The sequence below is a fragment of the Streptomyces sp. E11-3 genome, assembly GCF_046540415.1.
GTDB lineage: Bacteria > Actinomycetota > Actinomycetes > Streptomycetales > Streptomycetaceae > Streptomyces.
The window spans coordinates 400,231-425,297 of record NZ_JAZGRL010000001.1 but is presented as its reverse complement, the minus strand read 5'-3'; the positions used below and the strand labels follow the sequence as shown (position 1 = coordinate 425,297).

The window sequence follows — 25,067 nt, the reverse complement described above, 5'->3', positions numbered from 1 at the left end:
ACCCCCGTCGGGGCGCAGGCGGGGGTTCAAAGACAGGCTCTGAGCCGTTCTCAGCCCCGGCTGAGCGGTCTCAGGTCCGGGTCGCGGCCCGGGTGTCGGTTCCGGCCGGGTGGTTGGTACGGCCCGCGGACCGCCCACGCACACCGGTGCCAGGCTCTGACTCGCGGGCGAGCAAGGGGGCGAACGCCCACCACAGCAGCAGGGCGGCACCGGCCCCGGCCAGCGCGCCGGCCGCGGTGTCGACGAGCCAGTGGGCATGCAGCCACGTGCGGCTCCACATCATGGCGACGGTGAACACCACACCGCCCAGCCACCACATCCGGCGCCGGACCACCGGCACGAAGAGCACGCCGACGATCACCACCAGAAGCGCCGCCCCGGCCGCGTGCCCGGAGGGGAACGAACCGTGGTCCACCCGGACCAGGGGATTCTCGGGCCGGGGCCGGTCCACCCAGTGCTTGAGGACCTGGACGACGGCGACGCCGCCCACCCCGTAGGCGGTGAGCAGGTACAGCAGGGACCACCAGCGCTTCCGGGCGATCAGAACGATCAACAGGGCGACGGGGACGACGACGCCCGGCGGCCCTCCGAACCAGTTGAGGACCTCGGCCGCGACGGCGTAGAGGCCGTCGTGCGGGCCGCCCATCCAGCCGAGCCATCGCTCGTCGAGGCTCTGGAAGGCGGGCCGGTCGGGGTCGGCGCGGACGACGACACCCACGGCGACGGCGGTCAGGGTGAGGAGCAGCCCCAGCACGGCCGTTCTGGCCGATGGGGAAGCCGCTGGGAGAGTCGACGGGGGCGCCGCTGGGGGAGTCGACGAGGAAGTCGCTGGGGAAGCGGCCGAGGTCTGGCTGGAGTCGGCGGCGGTCGAGGTGTCCTCGGCAGGGACTGGCGTACTGGGCATGATGGGCCTCTCGCGGCCGCGGCGCGTCGCCGGGCCGATGCGTGAGCGGGGGAGACGTACGTGCTGGCAGGGGGCCATAGGGCCAGGGCCACAGGGCCAGGGCCACAGGGCCACAGGGCCGCAGGGAGTGACGCGGGGCGGGCGGGGCACCGTACGGCAGCGCCCCGCCCAGTGGGCGGCTTCGACCGGGTGCTCGGTCAGTCCGCCAGGTGGTGGGCCAGGAAGGCCACGGCCTCGGTGACAATCGGTGTGATGTCCGGGGCGCCGAGGAAGATGTGGTCGGCGCCGTCGACCGGCCGGAGCGTGACCTCGCCACCGGCGCCCTTCAGCGCGGCGGCGAGTACCTCGCTCTGGCTGTAGGGGACCAGGCCGTCCCCCGTCCCGTGTGTCAGGAGGAACGGCGGGGGAGTCGCCCCGTCCTTCGCGTACGTGACGGGGCTGGCGGCCCGCGCGAGCGTCGGCCACTGGTCGGCGGAGCCGCCGAGTAGCGCGGTGAACGGGTTGGGGTACTCCGTACCGGGCGGGGCCGGCGGCATCGGGTGGGAGAGCAGCGACTCCACGTCGGACACCCCGTACCAGTCGACGACGACCCGCACGCCGCTGGGCTCGTCGCCCACCCCCGTCGTGCCCTCCAGCGCCTCGCCGTCCGGACTGTCGGGCCCGACCAGCCCCGCGAGCGCGGCCAGATGCCCGCCCGCGGACTCGCCCCACACGCCGATCCGGTCCGGGGCGATGCCGAAACTGTCGGCGAACCGCCGGACGTAGCGGATCGCGGCCTTCACATCGTGCAGTTGGGCCGGGAAGGGCGCCTCCAGGCTGTGCCGGTAGTCGATGCAGACGAGGGCGAGTCCGGCCCCCAGCACCGCACCGTGCAGCAGCTCGACGGGAACGGTCGGCGGCGGGTAGCGGCGGTCGCCCTCCAGCCAGCCTCCGCCGTGGATCCAGACGACGGCGGGCACCGGACCCGTGCCCACGGGCACATGAGCGTCGAGCAGGCGGGGCCGGTACCCCGGCGTGGTCGCGTAGGTGACCCCCGCGAAGTGCCGTACGCCGTCGTCGCCCACGACGGGGGTCACGGGGGCCAGATAGGGAGGCGGCGGCCATCCCAGGTTGAGTTCGGCTGGAGGAGATTGCGTCATGTCCGCCCCTTTTTCCATGTTTTCCATCTGAGTTGATCGCGAGTCGATCGAGTGAGGGCGCTGCTCGGCGCCGCGGACGGGCGACGGGGCGAAGAGAGCCGCACGGTCGCCGTGGCCTCCCGAAAGCCCAAGGAATCGCGATGTTTGTCCGAAATGCCTTGTGCTGCCGCGGAGAGGTGCCTAGGATGTTACACGTGTAACACCTTCTCTCGCGACCCTTGAGTGCGCCGAATGTGGGTGCCCCCGCCGGTCCGCCTTCGCGGCCGGCCCGTGAGCCCCTCGGCGCCGTCGCCTTCCTGCCGGGAGCCCGTCATGCTCACCGCCGTTCGAGCCGTCCCCGTACCCGCCGCCCCGTCCTGCGGGTCCTGTGCCCCATCGGCCGTCGGCGCCGGTTGGCACTCCGCCCGCTGGGCGCCGAGGCCCACCCTGGCCGCTGTTCCGTGCGTGAGGGCGCGGGTGCGCAGGGTTCTCGACCGCTGGCGGATTCCCGCCGCCGTCACCGACGCCCTGCTGGTGGCCGCCAGCGAGTTGGTCTCCAACGCCGTGTGTCATGCCGGAAGCGTGACCGAGCGGCTGAGCGTCACCGTGGTGCGCGGCCGCGGGTGGGTGCGCATCGAAGTCGCCGACGGCGATCCGGAACTGCCGGGTGTCGGGCTCGAGGTCGCCGCGGATGCCGAGGGCGGCCGCGGGCTGATGATCGTTCATCTGCTGGCCGCTGAGCTCCAGGGTGCGGTGACCGCGTTTCCGCAGGGCCACGGCAAGGCCGTCCGTGTGTGCGTCCCGCTGCCCTGCGACCAGCCCGATATCGCGAACTATTGACGAACGTCATTTTATCGAGATACTTGCTCCACTCTCCCCGCTGCCCCGAGATTGAGGTGCCGCCCCATGGAGCTGTCCCCTTCCGCGTACGCCGATTCCTTCTGCCGTGATCGGCTCCCGCCCTTCCCCCTCTGGCCCGAACTGCACTTCGACCTCCCGGAGTTGCGCTATCCGGACCGCCTCAACTGCGCCCAGCGACTGCTCGACGACGCCGTCACACGCTGGGGAGCGGACCGGCCCTGCCTGCTGACCCCCACCGAGCGCTGGACGTACGGCGAACTCCTGCGCCGCGCCAACCAGGTCGCCCGGGTACTCACCGAGGACTTCGGCCTGCGCCCCGGAAACCGCGTACTGCTGCGCGGACCGAACAACCCGTGGCTCGTCGCCACCTGGTTCGGTGTGCTGAAGGCCGGCGGAGTCGCCGTCACCACCATGCCGCTGCTGCGTGCCGCCGAGATCGCGGACCTGTACGACATCAGCCGACCCGCGGTCGCGGTCTGCGACCACCGCTACCTCGACGAACTCACCGCCGCCGACACCCCCGGCCTCGCGGTACTCGCCTACGGAGGTCCCGGCGAGCTGGATCTGACGCGCCGCAGTGCCGCCAAGGCGGCGGACTTCACCTCCGTCGACACCGCGGCCGACGACGTCGCCCTGATCGCCTTCACCTCCGGTACGACGGGGCGACCCAAGGCGACCCTGCACTTCCACCGGGATGTGCTGGCCAACGCCGACACGTTCTCCCGGCATGTCCTCAAGCCCCGCCAGGACGACGTGTTCACCGGCACGCCACCGCTGGCCTTCACCTTCGGGCTCGGCGGACTGGTCGTCTTCCCGCTGCATGTCGGCGCGGCGACCCTGCTGGTCGAACAGGCCGCCCCGCGCCAACTCGCCGACCTGGTGGCCGAACACGGGGTCACTGTGCTCTTCACCGCCCCCACCGCCTACCGGGCGATCATGTCCGCCGGAGTGGTGGACCGGCTGGCCGGTCTGCGCCGGTGCGTGTCCGCGGGGGAGGCGCTTCCGGCGGCCGTGTGGGAGGAGTTCCACGCCGCGACCGGACTGCGCATCATCGACGGCATCGGCGCCACCGAGATGCTCCATGTGTTCATCTCCGCGGCCGACGACGACATCCGCCCGGGCTCCACGGGCAAGCCGGTCCCCGGATACCGGGCCGCGGTCGTCGACGAGGAGGGCCGCCCCGTCCCCGACGGGCAGCCGGGCCTGCTCGCCGTCACCGGACCCACCGGCTGCCGCTATCTCTCCGACCCCCGCCAGACGGCCTACGTCAAGGACGGCTGGAACCTCACCGGCGACACTTATGTACGCGACCAGGACGGCTACTTCTGGTACGTCGCCCGCAGCGACGACATGATCGTGTCCTCCGGCTACAACATCGCCGGACCCGAGGTCGAAAAGGCGCTCGCGGCCCATCCCTACGTCGAGGAGTGCGCCGTCGTCGGCGCGCCCGACGACCAGCGCGGAACGATCGTCAAGGCGTACGTCGTCCTGTGCGCCGACGCCGCGGCCGACGACACGACGGTCAAGGCGCTGCAGCACCACGTCAAGCAGACCATCGCGCCGTACAAGTACCCGCGCGCCATCGAGTTCGTCGGCGCGCTGCCACGTACCAGCACCGGAAAGATCCAGCGCGGCGAACTGCGCAAACAGGCTCGGGCGGCCGCCAGTTAGCCCGTGCCCTGGCCGATGCCCGCGCGCGTCTGGGCGCGGCCCGGCACCCCGTCGCCTGCCAGGCGTTCCCCCGTCTCCGGTCAGACCGTTCCCCCGTCTCCGGCCGGGCGGTCCCCTCGTCTCCGGTCAGACGGTTCCCCCGTCTCCGGCCTGAAGGAAGGCAACCACCATGGACACTTCCCATCCGCAGCAGCCCGACGCCCTGGCGGTCGGTCACGCCACTGGCACACCGGGGCTCGCCCAGCAGTTGCCCAGTATCGTCATCGAGCGCCGGGTCGAGTGGCCCGACACCGATGCGGCCGGGCACTACCACCACTCCACCGTGGTGCGTTGGGCCGAGGCGGCCGAGGCCGCCCTGCTGCGGCGCCTGGGGCTGGCCCACCTCTTCGGCAGCACTCCTCGGGTCCGCTTCGAGGCCGACTACCGCGCTCGGCTGTGGTTCGGCGAACGCGTCCGTACCGAGCTCCGGGTCACCAGGGTCGGCACGAGTTCCCTCCACTACGCCTTCACCGTGCACGGCGAAGGCGAGGCGGCCGCTGCCGTCGGGCGCATGGTCGTCGTCCACTCGGCCGCCCGCGCGACCGGGTCAACGCCCTGGCCCGACGGCGTCCGAGACGTCCTCACCCAAGCGGGCCCGCAACCGCCCGAGTTGCTCGCCTGAGCCCTCGCCGCAGCGGCGACCGCTGCCGCCCCTCACCTACATGTAACGCTTTCTTGACGGTCGACGAAAAGTCGGCATATCTTGTTTCGTGGAACCACTAGGAGGACGCCGTGCGTATAGCAGTCATCGGAGGAGGGCCCGGCGGGCTGTACTTCGCAGCTCTGGTCAAGCAGCTCTCCCCGCGATGGGACGTCACCGTCTGGGAACGCAACGCGGCCGACGACACGTTCGGCTTCGGAGTCGTCTTCTCCGACGAGACGCTCGACGGCATCGCGCAGGCCGACCCGGAGGTCTTCGACGCGATGTCAGCGGACTTCGCTCGCTGGAGCGACATCGACGTCCGCTACCAGGGGCAGGTCCTCACTTCGGGCGGCCACGGCTTCGCGGCGCTCGGGCGCAAGCGGCTGCTGCAGATCCTGCAGCAGCGGTGCGCCGCGCTGGACGTGGATGTCCGCTACCGCACCCAAGCCCCACCGGTCGACGAACTCACCGCCGCCTACGACCTGGTGGTGGCCTGCGACGGGGTACGGTCGGCGACCCGTGCCACCTACGCCGACACCTTCGGCCCTGACCTCGACGAGCGGCACTGCCGCTATATGTGGCTCGGTACGGACAAGGTCTTCGAAGCCTTCACCTTCATCGTCGCCGAGCACGACTTCGGCACCCTGCAGGTCCACGCCTACCCGTACGACAGCACCCGTAGCACCTTCATCGTCGAGATCGACGAGGACGCCTGGCGGCGCGCGGGATTCGACGAGCACGCCGCACGCGACCACCCGGCCGGAACCAGCGACGAGGCCAGCATCCGACGGTGCGAGGAGCTGCTGGCCCCGCACCTCGACGGGCACCGGCTGATCCCCAACAACTCCAAGTGGATCCGCTTCACCACCGTACGCAACCGCACCTGGCGGCACGGGAACGTGGTGCTGCTCGGGGACGCCGCACACACCGCCCACTTCTCCATCGGGTCCGGCACCAAGCTCGCCATGGAGGACGCGCTCGCCCTGGCGGCCTGCCTCCACGAACACCCCGACGTGCCCAGAGCGCTCGCCGCGTACGAGACCGAGCGCAGGCCGGTCGTCGAATCCACCCAGCGGGCCGCGCAGGCCAGCCTGGAGTGGTTCGAGAACATCCACCGCTACACGCGCCAGGAGCCCCACCAGTTCGCCTTCAACCTGCTCACCCGCAGCCGCCGCGTCACCTACGACAACCTGCGGGTACGGGACGCGGAGTTCACCACCGCCGTCGACTCCTCGCACGCGGCGGCGCACCTCCAGACCGCACCGCCCGCCCCCGCCGTCCCTCCGATGTTCCGCCCCTTCCAACTCGGCGGACTGCGGCTGCGCAACCGCGTCGTCGTACCTCCAACCGCGCTGTACGCCGCGCACGACGGGGTCCCCGGAGACTTCGAACTCGTCCATCTGAGCACCCAGTCCATCGGTGGCTCAGCGCTGGTCATCGCCGGAATGACGGCGGTCAGTCCCGACGGGCGCGCCACCCCCGGATGTCCCGGCCTGTACACCGACGAACAGGAGACCGCCTGGCGGCGGATCACCGACTTCGTCCACCGCCACGCCCGCTCCTGCCTGGGCCTCCAGCTCACGCACGCCGGACGCCGTGCGGCGACCACCGTGCCAGGCCCGGACGGCGGCCACCGCCCCCTCGCGGGCAGCGACGGAGCCTGGCCGCTCGTCGCCTGCTCGGCCATCGCCTGGGACCCGGCCAGCACGGTCCCGCGCGAGGCCACCCGCCACGACATGGACCGCATCACCCAGGACTTCGCCACCGCCGCCGAGCGGGCCCACCGTGCCGGCTTCGACGCCATCGAACTCCAGTACGGGCATGGTCACCTGATCTCCGGCTTCCTCTCGCCGCTCACCAACCAGCGCACCGACTCCTACGGCGGAACCCTCGCGGGCCGACTGCGCTTCCCGTTGGAGGTCCTACGGGCGGTCCGCGCCGTATGGCCCACGGACAAGGCGCTGATCGTCCGCATCTCCGCCACCGACTGGGCCGAAGGCGGCACCAGCGAAGCGGACACGGTCGCCGTCAGCCGCGCCCTGGCCGACGCCGGAGCCGACGCGGTGGACGTCTCCACCGGAGAGGTCGTCGCCCACGAGCAGCCCCGGTACGGGCGCAGCTACCAGACGCCGTACGCCGACCTGATCCGCAACGCGACCGGCATCCCCACCATCGCCGTCGGCGCGATCTCCTCCTACGACGACGTCAACTCGATCATCCTGGCCGGCCGGGCGGACCTGTGCGCCGTCGGCCGCGCCCAGCTCCACGACCCGCTGTGGACGCTCCACGCCGCGGCGGCCCAGAACTACACCGGGCCCGGAGCACCCTGGCCCCCGGCNGAGCCGCGCCGCCGCGCCGGAACCTCCGGCCCTGACACCGGTATCGGTGCGGCGGCGCACCCTTCCACCCGCTCCCTCCCCCTTCACCTGTTCCTTCCCCCTTCACCTGTTCCTTCCCCCTTCGCCCCACGCCCCGCCAAGGAGTACTCATGCGTCTGCTGACGTACACCCGCAACGACGCGCCCATCCGCCTCGGCGCGCAGGTCGACGACTGCGTGATCGACCTCGCCGCGCTGGCAGCGCACACCGGCGTCGAACTGCCCGGCGACCTCCTGTCCTTCATCCAGGCCGACGCCCCTGCCCGCGAAGCCGCACGACGCCTGCTGCTCAGCGACCCCGCGACCTGGCCGGACGAGGCTGTCCACCAGCTCGACGAGGTGTCGCTCCGCGCCCCGCTGCGCCCCGGCAAAATCATCGGTGTCGGCCTCAACTACGTCGAGCACGTGGAGGAGTCCAGCCGCAGCCTGGACACGGACAAGGAACTGCCCCCGCGCCCGGTCCTGTTCAGCAAGCCCGCCACGGCCGTCACAGGACCCGGCCAGCCGATCCTGCACAACGGCGATCTGACGGCCCAGCTGGACTGGGAATGCGAACTCGCCGTCGTCATCGGACGCACCGCCCGCCGCGTGAGCGAGGAGGACGCCTACGCGTACGTCTTCGGCTACAGCATCGTCAACGACATCAGCGCCCGCGACCAGCGCCGCTCCGGCCAGTGGTTCTTCTCCAAAGGCCAGGACTCGTACGCCCCCTTCGGCCCGGCCGTCGTCACCGCGGACGAGGTGCCCGACCCCATGTCCCTGGACCTCTCGCTGCGCGTCAACGGCGTCACCAAGCAGAAGTCGAACACCCGCCACATGCTCTTCCCCATCGCGCGCCTGATCGCCGACATCAGCTCGGGCGTCACGCTCGAACCGGGCGACGTGATCGCCACCGGCTCACCCTCGGGCGTCGGAGCGGGCATGGTCCCGCCGGAGTTCCTCACCCCCGGCGACACCGTCGAGGCCACGGTGGAAGGCATCGGCACGCTCACCAACCCGGTCACCGACGCGCGCTGAACTGCTGCGCCCCGCCGCCCGAGCCGTATCCCGTCGCCAGACCCCACCACCAGGAGTGCCCGTGTCGCACCGCACCCATCGCCCCCAGAGGACGACCTACCGCATCGGCCAGATCGTGCCCAGCTCCAACGTCACCATGGAGACGGAAGTACCGGCCATCCTGCGCGCCAGGCACACGATCGCGCCTGAACGCTTCACCTTCCACTCCAGCCGCATGCGCATGACCCACGTCACCCCCGAACAACTGCAGTCGATGGACGCCGACTCCGACCGGTGCGCCGTGGAACTCTCCGACGCCCACGTCGACGTACTCGGCTACGCCTGCCTGGTCGCCATCATGAGCATGGGCCTGGGCTACCACCGCACGTCCGAAGAACGCCTGCACACCCGAACCGTCGAGAACGGGGCGCCCGCCCCCGTCGTCACCAGTGCCGGTGCCCTGGTCCACGGACTGCACACCCTCGGAGCCAAGAAGATCGCCCTGATCGCCCCGTACATGCGCCCTCTCACCAAGACCGTCGTCGACTATCTCACCCACGAAGGCATCGAAGTCCTGGACTACCAGGCACTGGAGATCCCCAACAACCTGGACGTCGCCGCCCACGACCCGGCAACCCTGCCCGGCCTGGCCCGCGCCCTGGACCACACTGACGCCGACGCCGTGGTGCTCTCCGCCTGTGTGCAGATGCCGTCCCTGGGCGCGATCGAGGAGGCCGAACAACTGCTGGGCAAACCCGTGGTGTCCGCGGCGGTCTGCACCGCCCATCAGATGCTGCGGGCACTCGACCTCCCGGCCGTGGCCCCCGGAGCGGGCCACCTCCTGTCCGGCCACTACGCCGATACGCCCGTGCCCGGTCAGGCGCACGTGCCCGGCTGACCGGCTGACCGCCCCGTGCCCGGCCGTCCCGGCGGGCCGCTCGGTAAGATCGCCACCGCACACGACGGAAGGCGATCATGTCGGACAGCCCCACCCGGCCCAGCTCGTTGATCAACACGGTCTACGGAGCGTTCCTGCGCCGCCTCGGCGGATGGATCTCCATCGCCGACCTGATCACCCTGATGTCCGAACTGGACGTGGACAGCCAGGCGGTGCGCTCGGCCATCTCCCGGCTGAAGAAGAAGGGCGTCCTGGAGCCCGAACGGCAGTCGGCCACCGGCTACCGGCTGAGCCCGGCCGTCCACCCCGTGTTCGACGAGGGCGACCGCCGCATCTTCGGCAGCCTGGAACCCGCGGACCTGGCCGACGGCTGGGCGATGGCCGTCTTCTCGGTGCCCGAGACCGAGCGCTCCTACCGCTACCAACTGCGCACCCGGCTGACCTGGCTGGGTTTCGGGAACATGGCCCCGGGCGTCTGGCTGGCGCCCGGCCGGCTGCTCGACGACGCCCGCGACATGCTCCAACGCCTCGGCCTCAGCGACTACGTCCACCTCTTCGCGGCCGACTACGCCGCGTTCAGCGACCTGCGCGCGACCGTCGGCACCTGGTGGGACTTCCCAGCCCTGGAGGCGCAGTACGCCGCGTTCACCGACGCCTACGCCCCGGTCGCCGAACACCTGTCGCGCCAGGACGCCCTCGACCCCGCCGAGGCGTTCGGCCACTACGTACCGATGCTCACCCGGTGGCGCCGCCTCCCGTACCTCGACCCCGGCCTGCCCGCCGAACTGCTACCAGCGGACTGGAACGCCGTCGCCGCACGCCAGGTGTTCCAGGACCTGCACCACATCCTCGCCGAACCAAGCCTGCGCCACGTACAAGACGTCACAGGCCTGGCACCACAGGCGTCGTAGAACCCGCAACACACTCCTGCGAGCGCTACGCCCGCGACCACCACCTGCGCGATTGGCCGCGGCGCAGGCAGATCTTGCCCCGCTTCGCCCGCCGACCTCGGAAGAAGGCCTGAGTGACCCCGTCCGAACGCACCGTGGAGCGCGATGGCGTCCGGCTGTCCTGCCGCGACTGGGGCGGCTCGGGGCCGCCCGTCATCCTCCTGCACGGTCTTGCCGGACATGCAGGCGAATGGGACGCCCTCGCCCGGGACTTGAGCCCGGACTACCGGGTCGTCGCCGTCGACCAGCGCGGCCACGGCGCCAGCGAGCGCCTCCCGCGCGAGGTGAGCCGTGCCGCGTACGTCGCCGACGTCGTCGCCGTACTCGAACAGCTCGACCTGCACCGGCCCGTCCTGGCGGGGCAGTCCCTGGGCGGCCACACCGCCATGCTCACCGCTGCCGCACACCCCCACCTCGTGCGCGCGCTCGTCCTGGTCGAAGCCAGCCCCGGCGGGCCGAACCCGAACGTGCAGGCCGAGATCGGCGGATGGCTCGACGCGTGGCCGACACCATTCCCGTCACGGGAGGCCGCCGTCGAGTTCCTCGGCGGCGGTCTGGTCGGCGAGGGATGGGCCGCCGGGCTGGAGGAGCGCGGCGGCTGGTGGCCCCGCTTTGACCGGGACATCATGGTCGCCTCGCTGGCCGAGAATGCCCAACGCTCCTTCTGGGACGAGTGGGCGAGGATCACGTGCCCGGTCCTGGCCGTACTGGGCCAGTCCGGCATCGTCTCTCCAGAGGAATCCGAGACCATGCTCCGACGGCACCCGGGGACAACGGCCGCGAGCATCCCCGGAACAGGCCACGACGTGCACCTGGAGCGCCCCGACGTCCTGCGGCATCTGCTCCAGGAGTTCCTCGACGAGGTCGCCGCGCATTCCGCCCACGGGCGGCCCTGACCACCGAACCACCCGGCCCCGCCGACTCGCGCACATCCGCCGGGCGTAACGCCCGACCACAGCCCCGACGACCGTGGCACGTTCCCAGGAGCCCGGTACCTCCGGCCGCCTCCACCAGCTCCAGCGCCCGAAGTTCGACGAACTGCTGGCGTACGCGCGGCCGGGCGACACCGTGCACATCTCCGAGATGTTCCGCCTCGTACGCGGCACCGGGCGAATCCGCCCGCCCCCTTCCGCGCACCGGCGAGCTGCTGTCCACCGTGACGTTCATGGACGCTCTCCGACGTGCGCGCCGCGCTCGGCCACGGCGTGACGGTACGGCGCGGCCAGGGCTACACGCTGAGCGTCACTCCGTACTGCAACTACTCACACCCGGGATCAGGCCGGTGGGGTTGTGGGTGGGGCGCGCATGGGCAGGCTTCGTTGATCGTTATCCGTCGCGGAGTGAAGCGCTGCTGGCCCTGTCCGAGCACGCCCGGTACTACGCCGCCGCCACCGGTGTCTCGGTGCGGGTGGTCGGGTTCGACAGCGGCATGGGCATGCCCGCCGCCAAGGACTCCCGAGATGTGCCCTACCTGTTCGGCCCCGGCTTCTACACCATGGACGAGGCCCGGCTGCGCACCCGACTGGGCTCAGTGGAGTTGGTGCTCGGCGATCTCGGCGAGACGCTGCCCGACTACCTTTCCTCCCGCGCGGAGCTGCTGCGTGAGCACCCGGTCGGCTTCGTCAGTCTCGACCTGGACTACTACTCCTCCACGACGACTGCCCTGGGGCTCTTCCGGGGCCAGGGGCCCGGGGGGCACGATCACCTGCTCCCGCGAGTCACCTGCTACCTCGACGACCTGCCGGGCACCGTCGAACAGATCGGTGAGGCAGCCGCGGTCGCCGACTTCAACACCGACCACGCTGAGCGTGTGATCGGCCGGGTCCTGGGCCTGCGCGCGTTCACGCCTTTCGATCCGCCGTGGGCCGACCAGATCTACGTCCACCACCGCTTGGACCACCCTGACTACGCCCGCCTGGAAATCGGCGCCACCAGCGAACAACTCCCCCTGCGTCCCTGAGAAGACACCTCACGATGCCAACGGGGGGCGAGTTCGGCGAGTACGGCGGGTGCCAGATCCGGTCACCACCGGGCCGGTCCCTTCGGGGAACCGACGGCAGTTGAATACGAGAGCCACGAGTAACCAAACCAGTAACTACGGCACTGGCGACGTGCGGTGCAATGCGTACTGGTTGAGTGAATCCGGGTCGCCGATCCAGTAGTAGAGGGTGGGCTGTTCCTCGGTGCCGCCGAAGTGCCAGCCCCTGCCCTCCATGCAGCCGCTGACACTGAGATCGAGCTGCGGGGTTCCGGACAGCGATGCACCCCGCGCCCACGAGCCGGAGCCACCGCACTCCTCGGGTGCGTCCTCGTCGTACGCGGCCCCCGCGGTATGGACGTCCAGACCGTTGGCCACCGCGGTGCCATCAGCCCGGAGGGTGAGGGTGCCGCCCTGGTCGTCGGTCCAGGTGCCGACGAGCTGCGCGTCGGTGAGCCGTGGCGGCTCGTATATCTGGATCAGTCCAGTCCCGTAGGCCGCCAGGCCACCGACGAAAACCACCACCGACAGCGTCAGCCCGCAGACGAACACCACCGCGGCCAGCCCGAACCGGGCGCCGGTGCCGCGCAGGACGGTCACGGCCCGAGTGCACAGGACGGCGGGAACCAAGCCGAGGAAAGCCACGAGAAGAACCAGCGGGAGCACAGTCCAACTGCCGCCGCGAAGCGCCGTCGGCATCCCGGTGCACACGGCGGCCGCAGTGGCGAACGCCCCGCAAACAGCCAGGCACCAGCGCATCGTCTCCGTCCGTCCAGTCCTGCGGGCCGACCAGCGCGACAGCTGCACGACAGGCAGGACGGCCGCCGCCGAACCGATCAACCCCGCCAGGCCGAGCAGGACCACGGTGACCACGGCCACGAGGAGATACCCGACGTAGGCCGGGATACCGGCGGCGAAATAGTGCTCGTCCCGCAAGCCCGCCAGGAAGTAGACGACCAGCGCGAGCGCGCCCTCCGCCGACAGCGTCACGGCCCCTGTCAGCCACGCGGCCGTCCAGCCTGCGCCGCCGACACGCTCCGGCCCTGCTGGAGTTGCTACGGGCCTCTCCACCGTCCACTGCGCCATCCCCGCCCCTTCCCTCACATGTCTGCCTCATCATGCACCTGACCTGCAGGGCCGCCGCAGCGGGGGTGCCACGCTTGAGGTCCGCGAGCGCCACGCAAGCCGGGCAGCGGTCGACCACGGCGTGACGGTACGTCGAGGCCAGGGCCGGCGGTCTGTGGCGCTACCTCAACGCTTGACACATCCAGAGACCCCTCTAAATTTAGATTGCTCTCTAAAAATCAACGAAGGGGTGTACGCGCATGCGGCTGGTCGAAGGAGGCCTACGTGAGCAGCACAAAGCCCAGCGACGGATCCGCATCCTTGAGGCGACGCGCGAACTCCTGCGGGACAGCCCGGAATCGGCGATCAGTACCGAGCGGATCGCCGAGCGAGCGCAGGTCGCCCCGGCCACCGTGTACAACCTGATCGGACCGCGCGACAAGATCTGGGAGGCACTCGCCGACGGGTTCATGGACGAACTCGAGCGCCGCCTGGCCGAGTTGGGAGCAGTCGCCCCGCGCGAGGTCGTCAGCTCGACCGTCCAACTGTTCGTGGACGACCCGGTCGTGTCGCGGCGTATGGTGCGTGAGTGGGAGCAAAGCGGCCTCGTACTCGACCGCAGTCCGCTGACCCAGCTTCGCCAGGCGATGGCGGACGCACGGACACAGGGCCTCCTGCGCGCCGATATCGACACGGACGCGTTGGCCTCCGTTGTCGGCACCTCGTGCGTGGGTGCGCTGCATCAGTGGGTCGCCGCCCTGATCGATGACGAACGGTTCCTCGCGCGTGCTCTGCTCGCGCTGGACGTCGCGCTCGCCGCGGCGGCTGCGGATCCCTACCGCGACCAACTGCTGGCACCGCTGCGAACCCGGGACACGGTATGACGGCCGGAGCCGGAGCCGGAGCCGGAGCCGGAGCCGGAGCCGGAGCCGGAGCCGGAGCCGGAGCACGGCCACGGCCCTGGAGCTTCGTGGGCCGCGGCGGAATCCTCCTCACGGCGGATGTGTGGGGCGAGGCGTCCTCGCCACCCCTTGTCCTGCTGCACGGCGGCGGCCAGACGCGGCACGCCTGGGGGCGGACCGGCCCTCGACTCGCCACGCTGGGATGGCGAGTCATCGCCCCGGACCTGCGCGGACATGGCACCAGCGCATGGTCGACCGATGGCGACTACGACCTCGACCTGTTCGCCGGGGACGTCCGGGCCCTCGTCGCTCAAATCGGCGACCGGCCGGTGCTCGTTGGTGCCTCGCTCGGTGGTCTGAGTTCGCTGCTCGCAGCCGGAGAGGCGCCCAGTGCGGCGATTCGCGCACTAGTACTTGTTGACGTCGCCCATCGACCAGATCCCCGCGGGGCGCGCCGGATCGTCGAGTTCATGCGCCGTCGGCCGGACGGATTCGCCAGCGTGGGGGAAGCAGCCGCGGCGGTGTCCGCCCACCTGCCGCATCGCCCACGTCCGCGCGCCCCCGAGGGGATACGGAACAACCTGCGACGCCACGGCGACCGCTGGGTCTGGCACTGGGACCCACGACTGCTGGACAGCTTCGAGGGCCGGATGGATCCGCCCGGCATGGCGGAGCGCCTCCTCGACGCCGCGCGCCATGCCGACGTGCCGATCCTGCTCGTCCGCGGCGGGATCAGCGACGTGGTGCGCGAAGACATCGCCGAACAGTTCTGCGACGCGGTTCCCCAGGCGCGGCGGGTCGATGTGGCCGACGCGGGGCACATGGTGGCCGGCGATCGGAACGAGCACTTCATCGATGCGATCGTCCCGTTCCTGGACGGGATCGGGCGAGCGTGACACTCAGCTCGGACGAGATCCTCAGCGTCTTCACGTCTCAACCGATCTGGTCGCCCCAGGTCACAGGTCTTGGCTGGGGCCAGATCGTTTGAAGCGGGACAAGAGCCCAGCTCACACCGTTCTGGCGGGGGTGCTTCAGCGCGTCCGACGTGCACGGCGGGACAGGATCCGCTGCCGCTGAAGGGTAGTTCGGGTTTGGGACTGGTAGGCGCGCATGTTGCGGTGTCGCCTATTCATCCGCGGGGTTTGCCTTGCCATCACGATGAGTGACGGTTGCCGACCCCGCTGGGGCAGGCGTTCGCCGAGTACGGGCGCATCGCCAAGTCCCTGCACCTGCTCCAGGTCGTCGACCCGGTCGATGACACCTACCGGTGCCAGATGGGCAAGCAGCTGTCCGTCCAGGAGTCCCGCCACACCCTCGCCCGGGACATCTGCCATGGCAAGCGGCGCACCATCCACCAGGCATACCGGGACGGAATGGACGACCAACTAGGGTCGCCGGGACTGGTGTTGAACGCCGTGGTGCTCTGGACCCACGAAGTACATCGACGCCGCGGTGGCCCAGCTGCGCGCCGCGCCAGGGCCTGCGTCCGCTGCGTGACCCGGATGTCCCCGAGTTGGCAGAGGACGAGGAGATGGCGCAGCGGACGGCGGCGATCGCGGGCGCAGGGGCGTTACCAGCTCTGTCCCTCCGGCAGGTCACCCAGGCCGGGGGCGGACAGGTGCAGCACCTCGTAGCGCTCGGTCGCCTCCTCGTCCGGCGCGGAGGAGTCCGCCCACACCACGAACCGCAGCAGCTGCCAATGGTGGGGGTCGACGGCCAGTGCAGCGGTGTGTACGCCGTCATGGCGGGAGAGCCGTCGAAGTTGTTCGGCCTCCCGTTCGATCAGCGCGGACAGGCCCAGTCCGGTGCCATCCAAGTCCGCGTCGGAAGGTATCGGGATGAGGCGGCGCGAGGCCGCCTTGGGAGGTGTTGTGCGGGCGGGGCCGGCATGGCAGGCAATACCGGCCCAATGCCGGGCGACGGGGCGGCCGAAGTCCCGAACGATATTCTGGAATCCTCCGCCACCGACGAGGAAGTGGGCCATCGCGCCGGTGTCGTTCCACAGATAGAAGGGGGCGTACTGGTTGACCGGCGAGCCGTCGATGCCGCGTTCGCGGATGACATACGCCTTCAGCCCCAGTCCGGCCCGGTCATCGAGGACGTGGCCGCCCTCGGCGACCCGCTTGCGGATGATCTTCATGTCGTAGTCGGCGGGCAGGGTGATCTCGTACTGCTTTGCGTACACGGACGATGCTGCCTTTTTTCGTGGGTAATCAGTGGGCAAGCAGGCCGGTGAGGTATTCGGCCTCGGTGACATGAGGGCCGCGTTCGGCTTCGGTGCCGTCCTCGGCGACTTCCTGGATGGCCAGATGCGTCATGAAAGTGCTGGGAGAGGCGCCGTGCCAATGCCATTCGCCCGGCGCGACGCGCACACTGCCTCCGGCGCGAAGTGAACGCTGTCGACCCGGAAGCGCGAGGATTCCTCGGGTGCGGCGAGCTCGTCGACCCATGCCGCGCCGAAAACCCGTTCGGGTGGTGCGACGACGGTGGGCTGCGGCGTACGGGAAACACGCATGAAAGGCAGGACCTCTACTCGTGGGTGGTGGAGATATGTGCGCCTAGGAGGCCCAGCACTCCAGTGATCGCCTGGTCGAATGGCTGCACCGAGTCGGCAGCGCGAGCCAGGACGTAGCCGCCCTGCAGAGTCGCGACGACAGTCGCTGCGGTCGCCTGCGGGTCCAGCGCGGCACCCAGTTCGCCGCGCTCGCGCCCCTCGGCCAGCAAGTCGGCAAGGCGTTCCCGCAGCCAGGCGAGGGTTTCGTCGACGGGGGCTCGCAGCGCAGGGTCGGCCATGACATCCGGGTCCTGGGTGAGGCGCCCTATCGGGCAGCCCTTGAGGACGTCCCGCTCCCGGCGCAGGTAGGCGGTGATGCGATCTACCGCGGTCCCCGGTGTGGAGAACTGCTCCTCGGCCCTGGCGCGCATCTCCTCGGCGGTGCGCCGGATCGCGGCGAGCGCCAAGTCCGGTTTTCCAGTGAAGTGGTGGTACATGCTTCCTTGCCCGGCGCCGGCCCGCTGCTGGATCGCCTTCGGGCTGGTGCCGGTGTAACCGCGTTCCCACAGCAGCTCGCGAGTGCTCTCGATCAGGCGTTCCGCAGTGCTCATGCAAGCAGCGTACATACTAGTAGGTACAGAAGTCCCGAATGCTTGGCGGCGCAGCCGCGCCTTCTCATAAACGATCGATTGCAAGGGGTCGGTGCAGACAAGCCGTCACGCCCGTCAACAGTCGAAGACCGACCAGCAGATGTCGTTGCGCAACCGCTGATCGTCTAGGACGAGTTCGCGAATCGCATCCGGGAGCTGTTCGCGCTGCCAACGGCACTCGAGCCTGCCGGCGCTCTCGCTCTCCCGCCCGGAGGCCGCCGCACGCACGGCCTTGATCGCGTAGGCCGCGGCGCCAAGCTCGTGCGCGGCGACGTGCGCCACCACTGCCGCCTGGCCCGCAGCAAATGCGGCGTGCCGAGCAGCTCCGCTCAACGGTCTTGCCGCAGCCATGGCATGGCCACCCGCCGCTCGGGACTGAGACATCCTGATCTCGCCGCACGCCCATGTCCGAATCTGCTCGATCGCCTCGCGGGGCCGCGGGTCCGAGGGCTGCACCGACTCGAAGAGGTGCAGAACGTTCTCCGCGCACGCGGCAGCCCACAAAGTCAGGAGCCGATGGTCGGAGTCCGTAAGCGTCCCCCCACGGCGGATGGTGACGAAGCGGGGGTCGCGATCTTTGGGGAGGATCATGGTGTTCCAAGGGATCGGCTGCACGCATAGGGCGAGGGCGTCCAACGGCACTGTGTGAAAATGGAGTTGGACGCCCTCGCGATCGCACTCTATGTGAAGACCGACGACCTGCTGAAGGCGTCTCCGCATCTCGTGCCATGGCGGCCGGCCGTGGGGATCGCCCCGTAGCTCACCTACGCCGAGGTGGTCACGCTGGCGCGATGCTGCAGGCCATGCTCGGCTTCACCTCCGAGGCCAGGTGGCTCCGCCACGCCCGTTCCTACCTGCGGCATCTCTTCCCGTACCTGCCGCAGCAGCCCGGCTACAACAAGCGGCTGCGCCAGGCCGCCGAACCACTGCGGCGGGCGCTCCCGCGAGACTGTGAAACGATCCGACCTGGCCGGATGGGCCGAGTACGGGTCACAACCTTGCTTGAACGGGATAGCTCCCGCCGCGTACGAGACCAGCGAGGTCCAACGGAGGCGGCTCCCCACCTCGCCGACTCAAAGGATCCTCAGTCGAGACAGAACTCGTTGCCCTCAATGTCCTGCATCACAATGCAGGACTCGTTCTCGCCGTCGGCGCGCATCGTTCGCACATGTACCGCGCCAAGCGCGACGAGCCGTGCGCATTCGGCTTCAAGCGTGGCCAGGCGCTCCTCACCCACGAGCCCGATACCGGCCCGCACGTCAAGGTGCAGCCGGTTCTTAACGACCTTCCCTTCGGGAACGCGCTGAAAGAGCAGGCGCGGGCCCACACCTGAGGGATCACTACACGCGAAGTAGATCACCTGATCCTCAGGCGGCAGTGAGCGATGGTAGTCCTCCCAAGTGGCGAACCCCGCCGGGATCGGAGGGACGACGTACCCCAGCACCTCGCACCAGAAGCCGGCGAGACGCGCAGGTTCCGCGCAGTCGAAGGTCACTTGGAACTGCTTGATCGTTGACATCGGCGCACGGTAACAGGGGCCCTTGCTCATCTCCCCAGGTGGGTGGGTCCGCACGTTGTCGGGAGAATGGCCCCTTCCATTCGCTGCTGTGTCGTGCGGTCGCAGGGCTGAACCGAGGTCGGTGCCTCCCAAAGGGCGGGACCCAGAATCCGATCCCGGCCAACCACTGGCGTGCCAAAGATCAGTTACGGGACAACCCTTTAGGGCCCCCAGTTCCTGGTGTTCTTGCGCAGTCCACAAGCACGGCAACGGGGCTACTGGGCCCCGCTCAGTGGCACGATCTGCACTGGTGGACCGCCGCGGTCACGGGCGGAGAGCTCACCCTCGATCCCGGAGAGGTCAGCGAGGCTCGATGGGTCACCGTCGAGGAGTTCGGACAATTGCAGCCGACGTTCGCCGGGGGGATCGCTCCTTCTTCACCGAGGTTCTCCCTACGCTGTGACGGTGGTGTGGCACTCGGTGCTGCGGCGATAGCAGATCGAGGCACTGGCGATGCCGACGAAGGCGGGGAAGCGCTTGGCCTTGCGCTCGTGGCGGCGGTGCAGCCGCCGACAGCCGTTCGACCAGGACATGGTCTGCTCGATCCCCCAGCGATGCCGGCCCAGACGCCCGGTCGGCTCGATGCCACGGCGGGCGATGCGCGGCGCGATCTGCCGACGGCGCAGCCAGCTGCGCCGGTGATCCCAACTTGCCGCGGTCGGTCGTATTCGGTCCTGTCATGGGCCCCCTTGGACCGCCCTCACGTTGACCGGAGCGATTGCGCACCGCGACCAGTCCAGCTCACCGTTCGCGCCGAGTCGGTCCAGCACCACCCGGTGCAGTTTGGGCCACACCCGCGCCCTGGACCAGTCCGTGAATCGTCGATGCACGGTCTGCCAGGAGGCGCCGAAGACTGGCGGTACTTGCCGCCAGGTGCAGCAGAGGGGAGACCCTCACTCGCGACGACCGCTATCGGGCGTCGTGGGCTGACTGGCTCGTTGTTCCTCGGCACACCCTGTCGGCGCTCGTCGGCGCCGCCGTCGTACAGGGCCGCGCGAGCTCGGCATCCGCGTGATCGTCGCCGGGAACCAGGCAGCCAGGGCAGGCGAGTTGCTCCGAGGCTTGAACCTCCCCGCCGACCATCCGGCCAACGACGTGTTTTCCGCCAAGGACGCCGGACCGCGTACGGCACACATCCGTCGTAGCCCGTGGGGGCCCTTGTGGGCCGACGACCGGGCCGTCGTCGCGGCGGCGGACAGGCGCATCGACCCCCTCGCCCAGCTCACGTCGATCATCGCCGACTGTCGATCATCCAATGCCGCGAAGTTAGGGCCCCGATGGCGGTGTCAAGGGTTCGGCGAGCGGGATCTTGTAGGTGCACGGGGAAGTGCGGATGAGTCGGTCGTTGCGGGTCCAGTAGCAGAGTTGTGCGGTGAGGCTCTTGATGGACTGCGTGGTGGTGAGGCCGAGGCGGCGTGCGATGTCTCGAGTGTGCATGGCCTGATTCGCGTTCGCCGCCAGAATTCGGCAGACCTGGTCCCAACGCCTGGAAGACGTCTGCCTCGGAGCCTGTGTGCCGGGAAGGGCCGGCGGGTGGACGGTGATCTCGATGGCACTGATCGGCGTGCTGTCCCGGGGGCGTCCGTCGCGGTTCCAGGTGTGGGAGCGGGAGATTCCGCTTTTGACGATGCGGGTGGAAAGTCGCATCCGGCGTTGGGGAAGGAGCGTGCGCAGGATGCGGGTGCCGATGTGTCCGACCAGGTCGTAGTAGTTATTCGGTCCGGTTGTTGGGAGTGTTCCGGTGAGGATGACTGTGTCGCGGGCTGCCTCCAGGGCGGCGGTGAAGCCGGCCCGGTCGGGGTCGCAGCCGGGTTCGGTCTCCACTACGGTCACCATGATCGAGCGTAACGCCTGGTAGAGGGTGAGCAGTCCCCACATTTCCTGGGTGAGACCCACCGGGTCCTTCGAACGCAGCACCCGACCTTGGAGGAGGGTGTGGCGCAGTGCCAGGTAGGCGGTCTCGATCTCCCAGCGTTCGTGATAGAGACGCATCAAGTGGGCGGCGGGATCGGTGCGATGATCGGTGAGTGTGGTCAGCAGGCGGTAGGTGCCGCCGAAGGCTTGGCCGTCGATGGTGCGGGCCTGGACCTCAGCCTCGATCACTCGCAGCGAAAGGCTGCCGATGCGGGTGAGGTAGGAACCGTCAGGCAGGAGGGCCAGCACCGGTGGGCGCCGTGCACTGGTGCAACGCACCAGGAACTGCGCGCCCTGTCGTGTGATGGCGGCCAGTAGTTCGTTGCCGTCGAACGCGCGGTCGGCCAGAAGCAGCATGTCCGGGGTGAGGCTGTCGGTCAGTTCCCGGGCGTAGTCGCTCTCGCCTTTGGCAGAGGGGCCGAAGGCTGCTGCGATCAAACCGCGGGTGCCTGTCTCGCACAGCGTCATCAGCATCAGCCGGGGGTATCCCGCCGGGCCGTGGCGTCGTACCGTCCGGCCGAGCCAGGACCTGTTGCGCTCGTGATCGGGGACCGAGAGGCTTCCGCATCCGTCGAATGCGACCGTGCGCCAACGGCGATAGCGCACTCCGGATGTGGAGGGCTGGGCCAGCGGGCCTGACAGTACGTCGAAGAGCCGCTGCAGCGGGGCCACGCCCACCCGCCGGCGCAGATCGCGGAGTGCCTTCTCGGAAGGTCGTGGCACATTGGTGCCCAGCCCGGCTACGAGTTTGTCCCAGACCAGTTGGGCGCCCAGGTGCTCGAACAACCCGAGAGCCAGGACGAAGTAGACCCCGACTCGGGAAGGCAGACTCCGCAGTCGTTTCTCACGGGCTCCGGTCTCCTCCACAACCGCATCCACCAGCTCCGGTGGGATGACCTGCGTTAACTCACCGATGTGACCGGGCGCGAACACGTCACTGGTTCCGCCCGTGACAAACTGGGCCACAGGGCCTCTGCTCTCTCAGGAAGATCTTGGTCGATCCCCTGGATAGCAGAGGCCCTGCCACATCTCACGACCCCCTTGACACCGCCATCGGGGCCCTAACTTCGCGGCATTGGTCGATCATCACCGACTGAGTGGCCGGGGCATCTGTCCACCTCGGAGTCGTAGGCGTTGGCGAGCGTATGTCGGCGGTGGCGGCAGGCTGCGCGGGTACGGTTCCCGGTGAAGCCCGAACGGAGCCCTGTGCCCGTCACCCACGACACCGAGGCCCGAGGTGGGCAAGCGGATCGCCTGCAACCGCGACGGAGTGTGACTGCCTCGCGCACGAGTCTCGCGCACGTACGGTGACGCGGCTGACCGGCCCGGTCCGGGAGCGCCACCATGACACTGGCATGGCGGCGGGCGCGGAGTGGGCGGTTGTGCGGCCGCTGCTGCCGGTGCCGGTGCCGGTGCCAGCCTGGCGGGGGCCAGCGGCGGGCAGCCGCACCACACCACATCACCCGCGCCCCGAGGAGCCAAGATGACCGACCCCACCGAACCGGGAGACTTCACCGAACCCGGCGACCCCACCAACCCCGCCGACCTCGTCATCACCGGCTGCACCGCCCTGGTGCACGACCCCCACGGCGACATCGGCTTCCTCGACAACGCCACCCTCGTCATCCGCGACGGCGCGATCGTCACCGTCACCCAAGGCAACGCGGCAACACCCCCGCCCCCCACCACCGAACTCATCCACGCCGACGGCCAACTCGCTCTGCCCGGCCTCATCAACTGCCACACCCACGCCCCCATGGTCGCCCTCCGCGGCCTCGCCGAAGACCTCCCCATCGAGCAGTGGTTCAACGCCCGCATCTGGCCCGTCGAGAGCAACCTCACCGACCGCGACATCGAACTGGGCGCCCTCCTCGCCTGCGCCGAGATGATCAGCGCCGGTGTCACCGCGTTCGCCGACACCTACTTCGCCATGGACCAGGTCGCCGCCGCCGTACGGCACAGCGGCCTGCGCGCCAACCTCGGCCAGGCCTACTTCTCTTCCCAGGGCCCCGAAGGCCGAGAGCGCTCACTGGACTTCGCCCTGCGCCAGCGCGGCGCCGCGAACGGCCGGATCACCACATCCCTCGCCCCCCACGCCCCGTACACCGTCGACGACGCCGACCTCACGGCGACCGCGGACCTCGCGCGCGAGCACGGACTGCCCGTCCACATCCACGCCGCCGAGAACAAGGACCAGACGGCGTCCAGCGTGGCCCGGCACGGAGTCACCCCCATCGAGATCCTGCACCGCACCGGCCTGCTCGACGTCGACGTTCTCATCGCGCACGGCACCGGCATCACCGACCAGGACCTGGCCGTCCTGCGCCAGGGCTCCGGCCGGATCGGCGTGGCCACCGCGCCCAAGGGCTATCTGAAGTTCGCCTGGGACACCACCCCAGTACGGGCCCTGAGCGCGATCGGCATCCCCGTCGGCCTCGCCACGGACGGAGCCGCCTCGAACAACACCCTCGACGTCTGGGAGAGCATGACGCTCACCGCCCTGACCCAGAAGGCCGCCGAGCACGACCCGACCTGGATGACCGCCCGCCAGGCCCTACGCCACGCCACCACCGAAAGCGCCCGCGCCATCGGCCTGAGCGAGGCGATCGGCGCCCTGGCGCCGGGCCGCCGCGCCGACCTGATCCTTGTCGACCTGACAGGACCGCACACCCAGCCGATCCACGACCTCGCCGCGACGCTGGTCCTCAGCGCCCGTTCCGCCGACGTCCGTACCACCATCGTCGACGGCAAGGTCCTGATGCGGGACCGCAGGCTGCACACCCTCGACGTACCGGAGATCGCCGCCGAACTGACCGCACGGCTCCCCGCCCTGACCGACCGCTCCCATGGCCGCCGCGTCCAGCACTACGACACCTGAGACACGGGCGGTACGTGCCTGCGCATACCCTGGGCCGATGCAGGACGAGTACCGCACCGTAGCCCGTGAGGGCGTGCACGAGACCGAGGTCAGCCGCTCACGCTTCCTGTGCGCGCTCGCACCCGCGGCCACCGAGCAGGAGGCGCAGGAATTCCTCGCGCGCATCCGCAAGGAGCACCCGACCGCCACCCACAACTGCTGGGCGTACGTCATCGGCGCCGACGCCTCCGTACAGAAGGCAAGCGACGACGGCGAACCGGGCGGCACCGCGGGGGTCCCGATGCTGCAGATGCTGCTGCGCCGCGACATGCGGTACGTCGTCGCCGTCGTCACTCGCTACTTCGGCGGCGTGAAACTGGGCGCGGGCGGCCTCATCAGGGCGTACGGGGGCGCGGTCGGCGAAGCCCTGGACACCCTCGGCACGATCACCCGGCGCCGTTTCCGGCTGGCCACCGTCACCGTCGACCACCAACGCGCGGGCAAGCTGCAGAACGATCTGCGCACGGCCGGACGCGAGGTACGTGAGGTGCGCTACGGCGAGGCGGTGACCATCGAGATCGGCCTGCCGGACGCGGACGTCGACACCTTCCGCGCCTGGCTCGCCGACGCGACCGCGGGCACGGCGGCGCTGGAGCTCGGCGCGGAGGCGTACGGCGACGCCTAGCGGAAGTGACGCCTAGCGGAACCGGCACCCAGCGGAACCGGCACCCAGCGGAACCGGCGCCCAGCGGAACCGGCGCCCAGCGGAAGCGACGCCCAGCGGAAGCGACGTCCAGACGTCTAGCCGAAGCGGCGCCTAGCGCGAGGAGCGCCTCTCGGCAGCGGCAGCCCTGTGCAGCCATGCGTTGGCCGCACCGGTGTTCTGCTGGGTGACCCAGGTGTCGAAGTCCTCCACCAGATACGCGGGGTCGACCGGCTTGAGGCGAATCTGCGGGCGCTCGTCCAGCCACCACCAGATCTCGAAGTCGGTCACGGTCCCTTCGGTCGGCCACCGGGCAAGGTCGAGTCGCGGCATGAGGATGACGTCGACGAAGCCGCCTACAGACAGCCCCAGGTCAACGAAGACGCCGATGGCGCCGGGGCGGGGAACACGCACGATGGTCCCGGTCAGACGGTCGCCGAGCCGCAGCCGGGACCGCAGCTGCTCCCATGGTTCATCGGCAGGCATCCG

The 25,067-nt window shown here is 69.9% G+C and carries 24 protein-coding genes and 4 pseudogenes; 17 read left to right on the top strand and 11 right to left on the bottom strand.

Annotated elements, in window-relative coordinates; genetic code table 11:
- Nucleotides 1-70: 70 nt before the first annotated feature.
- Nucleotides 71-754 (bottom strand): phosphatase PAP2 family protein, encoded by a 684-nt coding sequence (locus U9R90_RS01945; protein WP_411054597.1) that lies wholly within the window; start codon nucleotides 752-754, stop codon nucleotides 71-73.
- Between the two features lie 347 nt (nucleotides 755-1,101).
- Nucleotides 1,102-2,043, bottom strand: a complete 942-nt coding sequence (locus U9R90_RS01940) for an alpha/beta hydrolase fold domain-containing protein (protein ID WP_411054596.1) — start codon at nucleotides 2,041-2,043, stop codon at nucleotides 1,102-1,104.
- A gap of 231 nt (nucleotides 2,044-2,274) precedes the next feature.
- Between U9R90_RS01940 and U9R90_RS01935 the strand changes: the two genes are divergently transcribed.
- The 10 genes from U9R90_RS01935 to U9R90_RS01890 all read left to right on the top strand — a co-directional run bounded on the left by U9R90_RS01935 (nucleotide 2,275) and on the right by U9R90_RS01890 (nucleotide 12,417).
- Nucleotides 2,275-2,862, top strand: coding sequence for an ATP-binding protein (locus U9R90_RS01935; protein WP_411054595.1), 588 nt, complete (start codon nucleotides 2,275-2,277; stop codon nucleotides 2,860-2,862).
- Between the two features lie 66 nt (nucleotides 2,863-2,928).
- On the top strand, nucleotides 2,929-4,554 hold the full coding sequence (locus tag U9R90_RS01930; protein ID WP_411054594.1) for an AMP-binding protein: 1,626 nt from the start codon (nucleotides 2,929-2,931) through the stop codon (nucleotides 4,552-4,554).
- Between the two features lie 169 nt (nucleotides 4,555-4,723).
- Nucleotides 4,724-5,215, top strand: a complete 492-nt coding sequence (locus U9R90_RS01925; RefSeq protein ID WP_411054593.1) for an acyl-CoA thioesterase — start codon at nucleotides 4,724-4,726, stop codon at nucleotides 5,213-5,215.
- A 110-nt stretch (nucleotides 5,216-5,325) separates the two neighbouring features.
- Nucleotides 5,326-7,737 (top strand): bifunctional salicylyl-CoA 5-hydroxylase/oxidoreductase, encoded by a 2,412-nt coding sequence (locus U9R90_RS01920; protein WP_411054592.1) that lies wholly within the window; start codon nucleotides 5,326-5,328, stop codon nucleotides 7,735-7,737.
- On the top strand, nucleotides 7,725-8,630 hold the full coding sequence (locus U9R90_RS01915; RefSeq protein WP_411054591.1) for a fumarylacetoacetate hydrolase family protein: 906 nt from the start codon (nucleotides 7,725-7,727) through the stop codon (nucleotides 8,628-8,630). The genes U9R90_RS01920 and U9R90_RS01915 overlap by 13 nt, the downstream gene beginning before the upstream one ends.
- Nucleotides 8,631-8,766: 136 nt before the next feature.
- Nucleotides 8,767-9,507 carry an Asp/Glu racemase gene (locus U9R90_RS01910; protein ID WP_411057607.1) on the top strand — a complete coding sequence of 247 codons (741 nt, stop codon included), beginning with the start codon at nucleotides 8,767-8,769 and terminating at the stop codon, nucleotides 9,505-9,507.
- Between the two features lie 77 nt (nucleotides 9,508-9,584).
- The gene (locus U9R90_RS01905; protein WP_411054590.1) at nucleotides 9,585-10,418 is read left to right on the top strand and encodes a PaaX family transcriptional regulator C-terminal domain-containing protein; all 834 of its coding nucleotides are present in this window, start codon (nucleotides 9,585-9,587) and stop codon (nucleotides 10,416-10,418) included.
- Nucleotides 10,419-10,531: 113 nt separating this feature from the next.
- Nucleotides 10,532-11,353, top strand: coding sequence for an alpha/beta fold hydrolase (locus tag U9R90_RS01900; RefSeq protein ID WP_411054589.1), 822 nt, complete (start codon nucleotides 10,532-10,534; stop codon nucleotides 11,351-11,353).
- A gap of 73 nt (nucleotides 11,354-11,426) precedes the next feature.
- Nucleotides 11,427-11,666 (top strand): recombinase family protein, encoded by a 240-nt coding sequence (locus U9R90_RS01895; protein WP_411054588.1) that lies wholly within the window; start codon nucleotides 11,427-11,429, stop codon nucleotides 11,664-11,666.
- An 85-nt stretch (nucleotides 11,667-11,751) separates the two neighbouring features.
- Complete coding sequence (locus U9R90_RS01890; protein WP_411054587.1) at nucleotides 11,752-12,417, top strand: hypothetical protein; 666 nt, start codon at nucleotides 11,752-11,754, stop codon at nucleotides 12,415-12,417.
- A 135-nt stretch (nucleotides 12,418-12,552) separates the two neighbouring features.
- Here the strand turns inward: U9R90_RS01890 and U9R90_RS01885 are convergent, their stop codons facing one another.
- Nucleotides 12,553-13,425: a hypothetical protein gene (locus tag U9R90_RS01885; protein WP_411054586.1), complete on the bottom strand. Its 873-nt coding sequence runs from the start codon at nucleotides 13,423-13,425 to the stop codon at nucleotides 12,553-12,555.
- 335 nt (nucleotides 13,426-13,760) lie between these two features.
- Between U9R90_RS01885 and U9R90_RS01880 the strand changes: the two genes are divergently transcribed.
- The 3 genes and pseudogenes from U9R90_RS01880 to U9R90_RS01870 all read left to right on the top strand — a co-directional run.
- The gene (locus U9R90_RS01880; protein ID WP_411054585.1) at nucleotides 13,761-14,384 is read left to right on the top strand and encodes a TetR/AcrR family transcriptional regulator; all 624 of its coding nucleotides are present in this window, start codon (nucleotides 13,761-13,763) and stop codon (nucleotides 14,382-14,384) included.
- Nucleotides 14,385-14,470: 86 nt separating this feature from the next.
- Nucleotides 14,471-15,298 carry an alpha/beta fold hydrolase gene (locus tag U9R90_RS01875; protein ID WP_411054584.1) on the top strand — a complete coding sequence of 276 codons (828 nt, stop codon included), beginning with the start codon at nucleotides 14,471-14,473 and terminating at the stop codon, nucleotides 15,296-15,298.
- A gap of 276 nt (nucleotides 15,299-15,574) precedes the next feature.
- A pseudogene (locus U9R90_RS01870) lies at nucleotides 15,575-15,875 on the top strand (Tn3 family transposase); the annotation flags it as partial.
- 97 nt (nucleotides 15,876-15,972) lie between these two features.
- Here the strand turns inward: U9R90_RS01870 and U9R90_RS01865 are convergent.
- From U9R90_RS01865 to U9R90_RS01850, 4 genes are all read right to left on the bottom strand, one after another.
- A complete protein-coding gene (locus U9R90_RS01865; RefSeq protein WP_411054583.1) occupies nucleotides 15,973-16,587 on the bottom strand; it encodes a DUF4865 family protein in 615 nt (204 codons plus the stop codon).
- A gap of 28 nt (nucleotides 16,588-16,615) precedes the next feature.
- Nucleotides 16,616-16,774, bottom strand: a complete 159-nt coding sequence (locus U9R90_RS01860; RefSeq protein ID WP_411054582.1) for a hypothetical protein — start codon at nucleotides 16,772-16,774, stop codon at nucleotides 16,616-16,618.
- 157 nt (nucleotides 16,775-16,931) lie between these two features.
- Nucleotides 16,932-17,507, bottom strand: coding sequence for a TetR/AcrR family transcriptional regulator (locus U9R90_RS01855; RefSeq protein ID WP_411054581.1), 576 nt, complete (start codon nucleotides 17,505-17,507; stop codon nucleotides 16,932-16,934).
- A 114-nt stretch (nucleotides 17,508-17,621) separates the two neighbouring features.
- Entirely contained in the window at nucleotides 17,622-18,137 is a 516-nt protein-coding gene (locus U9R90_RS01850; protein ID WP_411057605.1) for a putative immunity protein, read from the bottom strand.
- A 54-nt stretch (nucleotides 18,138-18,191) separates the two neighbouring features.
- On the opposite strand from U9R90_RS01850, the pseudogene U9R90_RS01845 reads away from it, so the two are divergent.
- Nucleotides 18,192-18,536, top strand: a pseudogene (locus U9R90_RS01845) (IS982 family transposase); the annotation flags it as partial.
- Between the two features lie 94 nt (nucleotides 18,537-18,630).
- On the opposite strand, the gene U9R90_RS01840 reads toward U9R90_RS01845, so the two are convergent.
- Both U9R90_RS01840 and U9R90_RS01835 read right to left on the bottom strand, forming a co-directional pair.
- On the bottom strand, nucleotides 18,631-19,065 hold the full coding sequence (locus U9R90_RS01840) for a VOC family protein (RefSeq protein WP_411054580.1): 435 nt from the start codon (nucleotides 19,063-19,065) through the stop codon (nucleotides 18,631-18,633).
- Nucleotides 19,066-19,496: 431 nt separating this feature from the next.
- Nucleotides 19,497-19,982, bottom strand: a pseudogene (locus U9R90_RS01835) (IS5/IS1182 family transposase); the annotation flags it as partial.
- Between U9R90_RS01835 and U9R90_RS01830 the strand changes: the two are divergent.
- Nucleotides 19,958-20,346 (top strand): annotated as a pseudogene (locus U9R90_RS01830) (HAD family hydrolase); the annotation flags it as partial. The pseudogenes U9R90_RS01835 and U9R90_RS01830 overlap by 25 nt on opposite strands.
- Before the next feature lie 24 nt (nucleotides 20,347-20,370).
- Here U9R90_RS01830 and U9R90_RS01825 read toward each other — a convergent pair.
- Complete coding sequence (locus U9R90_RS01825; protein ID WP_411054579.1) at nucleotides 20,371-21,984, bottom strand: IS4 family transposase; 1,614 nt, start codon at nucleotides 21,982-21,984, stop codon at nucleotides 20,371-20,373.
- 517 nt (nucleotides 21,985-22,501) lie between these two features.
- Here U9R90_RS01825 and U9R90_RS01820 point away from each other — a divergent pair.
- Nucleotides 22,502-23,896: an amidohydrolase gene (locus tag U9R90_RS01820; RefSeq protein ID WP_411054578.1), complete on the top strand. Its 1,395-nt coding sequence runs from the start codon at nucleotides 22,502-22,504 to the stop codon at nucleotides 23,894-23,896.
- Between the two features lie 37 nt (nucleotides 23,897-23,933).
- On the top strand, nucleotides 23,934-24,560 hold the full coding sequence (locus tag U9R90_RS01815; RefSeq protein ID WP_411054577.1) for a YigZ family protein: 627 nt from the start codon (nucleotides 23,934-23,936) through the stop codon (nucleotides 24,558-24,560).
- Between the two features lie 132 nt (nucleotides 24,561-24,692).
- Here the strand turns inward: U9R90_RS01815 and U9R90_RS01810 are convergent, their stop codons facing one another.
- On the bottom strand, nucleotides 24,693-25,064 hold the full coding sequence (locus tag U9R90_RS01810) for a hypothetical protein (RefSeq protein ID WP_411054576.1): 372 nt from the start codon (nucleotides 25,062-25,064) through the stop codon (nucleotides 24,693-24,695).
- Nucleotides 25,065-25,067: the final 3 nt, after the last annotated feature.

What these genes read in the sequence shown, in the direction of transcription:
- U9R90_RS01940 (WP_411054596.1), bottom strand. Translation starts at nt 2,043, where the DNA reads ATGACGCAATCTCCTCCAGCCGAACTCAACCTGGGATGGCCGCCGCCT.
- U9R90_RS01935 (WP_411054595.1), top strand. Translation starts at nt 2,275, where the DNA reads ATGTGGGTGCCCCCGCCGGTCCGCCTTCGCGGCCGGCCCGTGAGCCCC.
- U9R90_RS01930 (WP_411054594.1), top strand. Translation starts at nt 2,929, where the DNA reads ATGGAGCTGTCCCCTTCCGCGTACGCCGATTCCTTCTGCCGTGATCGG.
- U9R90_RS01925 (WP_411054593.1), top strand. Translation starts at nt 4,724, where the DNA reads ATGGACACTTCCCATCCGCAGCAGCCCGACGCCCTGGCGGTCGGTCAC.
- U9R90_RS01915 (WP_411054591.1), top strand. Translation starts at nt 7,725, where the DNA reads ATGCGTCTGCTGACGTACACCCGCAACGACGCGCCCATCCGCCTCGGC.
- U9R90_RS01910 (WP_411057607.1), top strand. Translation starts at nt 8,767, where the DNA reads ATGGAGACGGAAGTACCGGCCATCCTGCGCGCCAGGCACACGATCGCG.
- U9R90_RS01905 (WP_411054590.1), top strand. Translation starts at nt 9,585, where the DNA reads ATGTCGGACAGCCCCACCCGGCCCAGCTCGTTGATCAACACGGTCTAC.
- U9R90_RS01880 (WP_411054585.1), top strand. Translation starts at nt 13,761, where the DNA reads ATGCGGCTGGTCGAAGGAGGCCTACGTGAGCAGCACAAAGCCCAGCGA.
- U9R90_RS01855 (WP_411054581.1), bottom strand. Translation starts at nt 17,507, where the DNA reads ATGAGCACTGCGGAACGCCTGATCGAGAGCACTCGCGAGCTGCTGTGG.
- U9R90_RS01850 (WP_411057605.1), bottom strand. Translation starts at nt 18,137, where the DNA reads ATGATCCTCCCCAAAGATCGCGACCCCCGCTTCGTCACCATCCGCCGT.
- U9R90_RS01840 (WP_411054580.1), bottom strand. Translation starts at nt 19,065, where the DNA reads ATGTCAACGATCAAGCAGTTCCAAGTGACCTTCGACTGCGCGGAACCT.
- U9R90_RS01820 (WP_411054578.1), top strand. Translation starts at nt 22,502, where the DNA reads ATGACCGACCCCACCGAACCGGGAGACTTCACCGAACCCGGCGACCCC.
- U9R90_RS01815 (WP_411054577.1), top strand. Translation starts at nt 23,934, where the DNA reads ATGCAGGACGAGTACCGCACCGTAGCCCGTGAGGGCGTGCACGAGACC.
- U9R90_RS01810 (WP_411054576.1), bottom strand. Translation starts at nt 25,064, where the DNA reads ATGCCTGCCGATGAACCATGGGAGCAGCTGCGGTCCCGGCTGCGGCTC.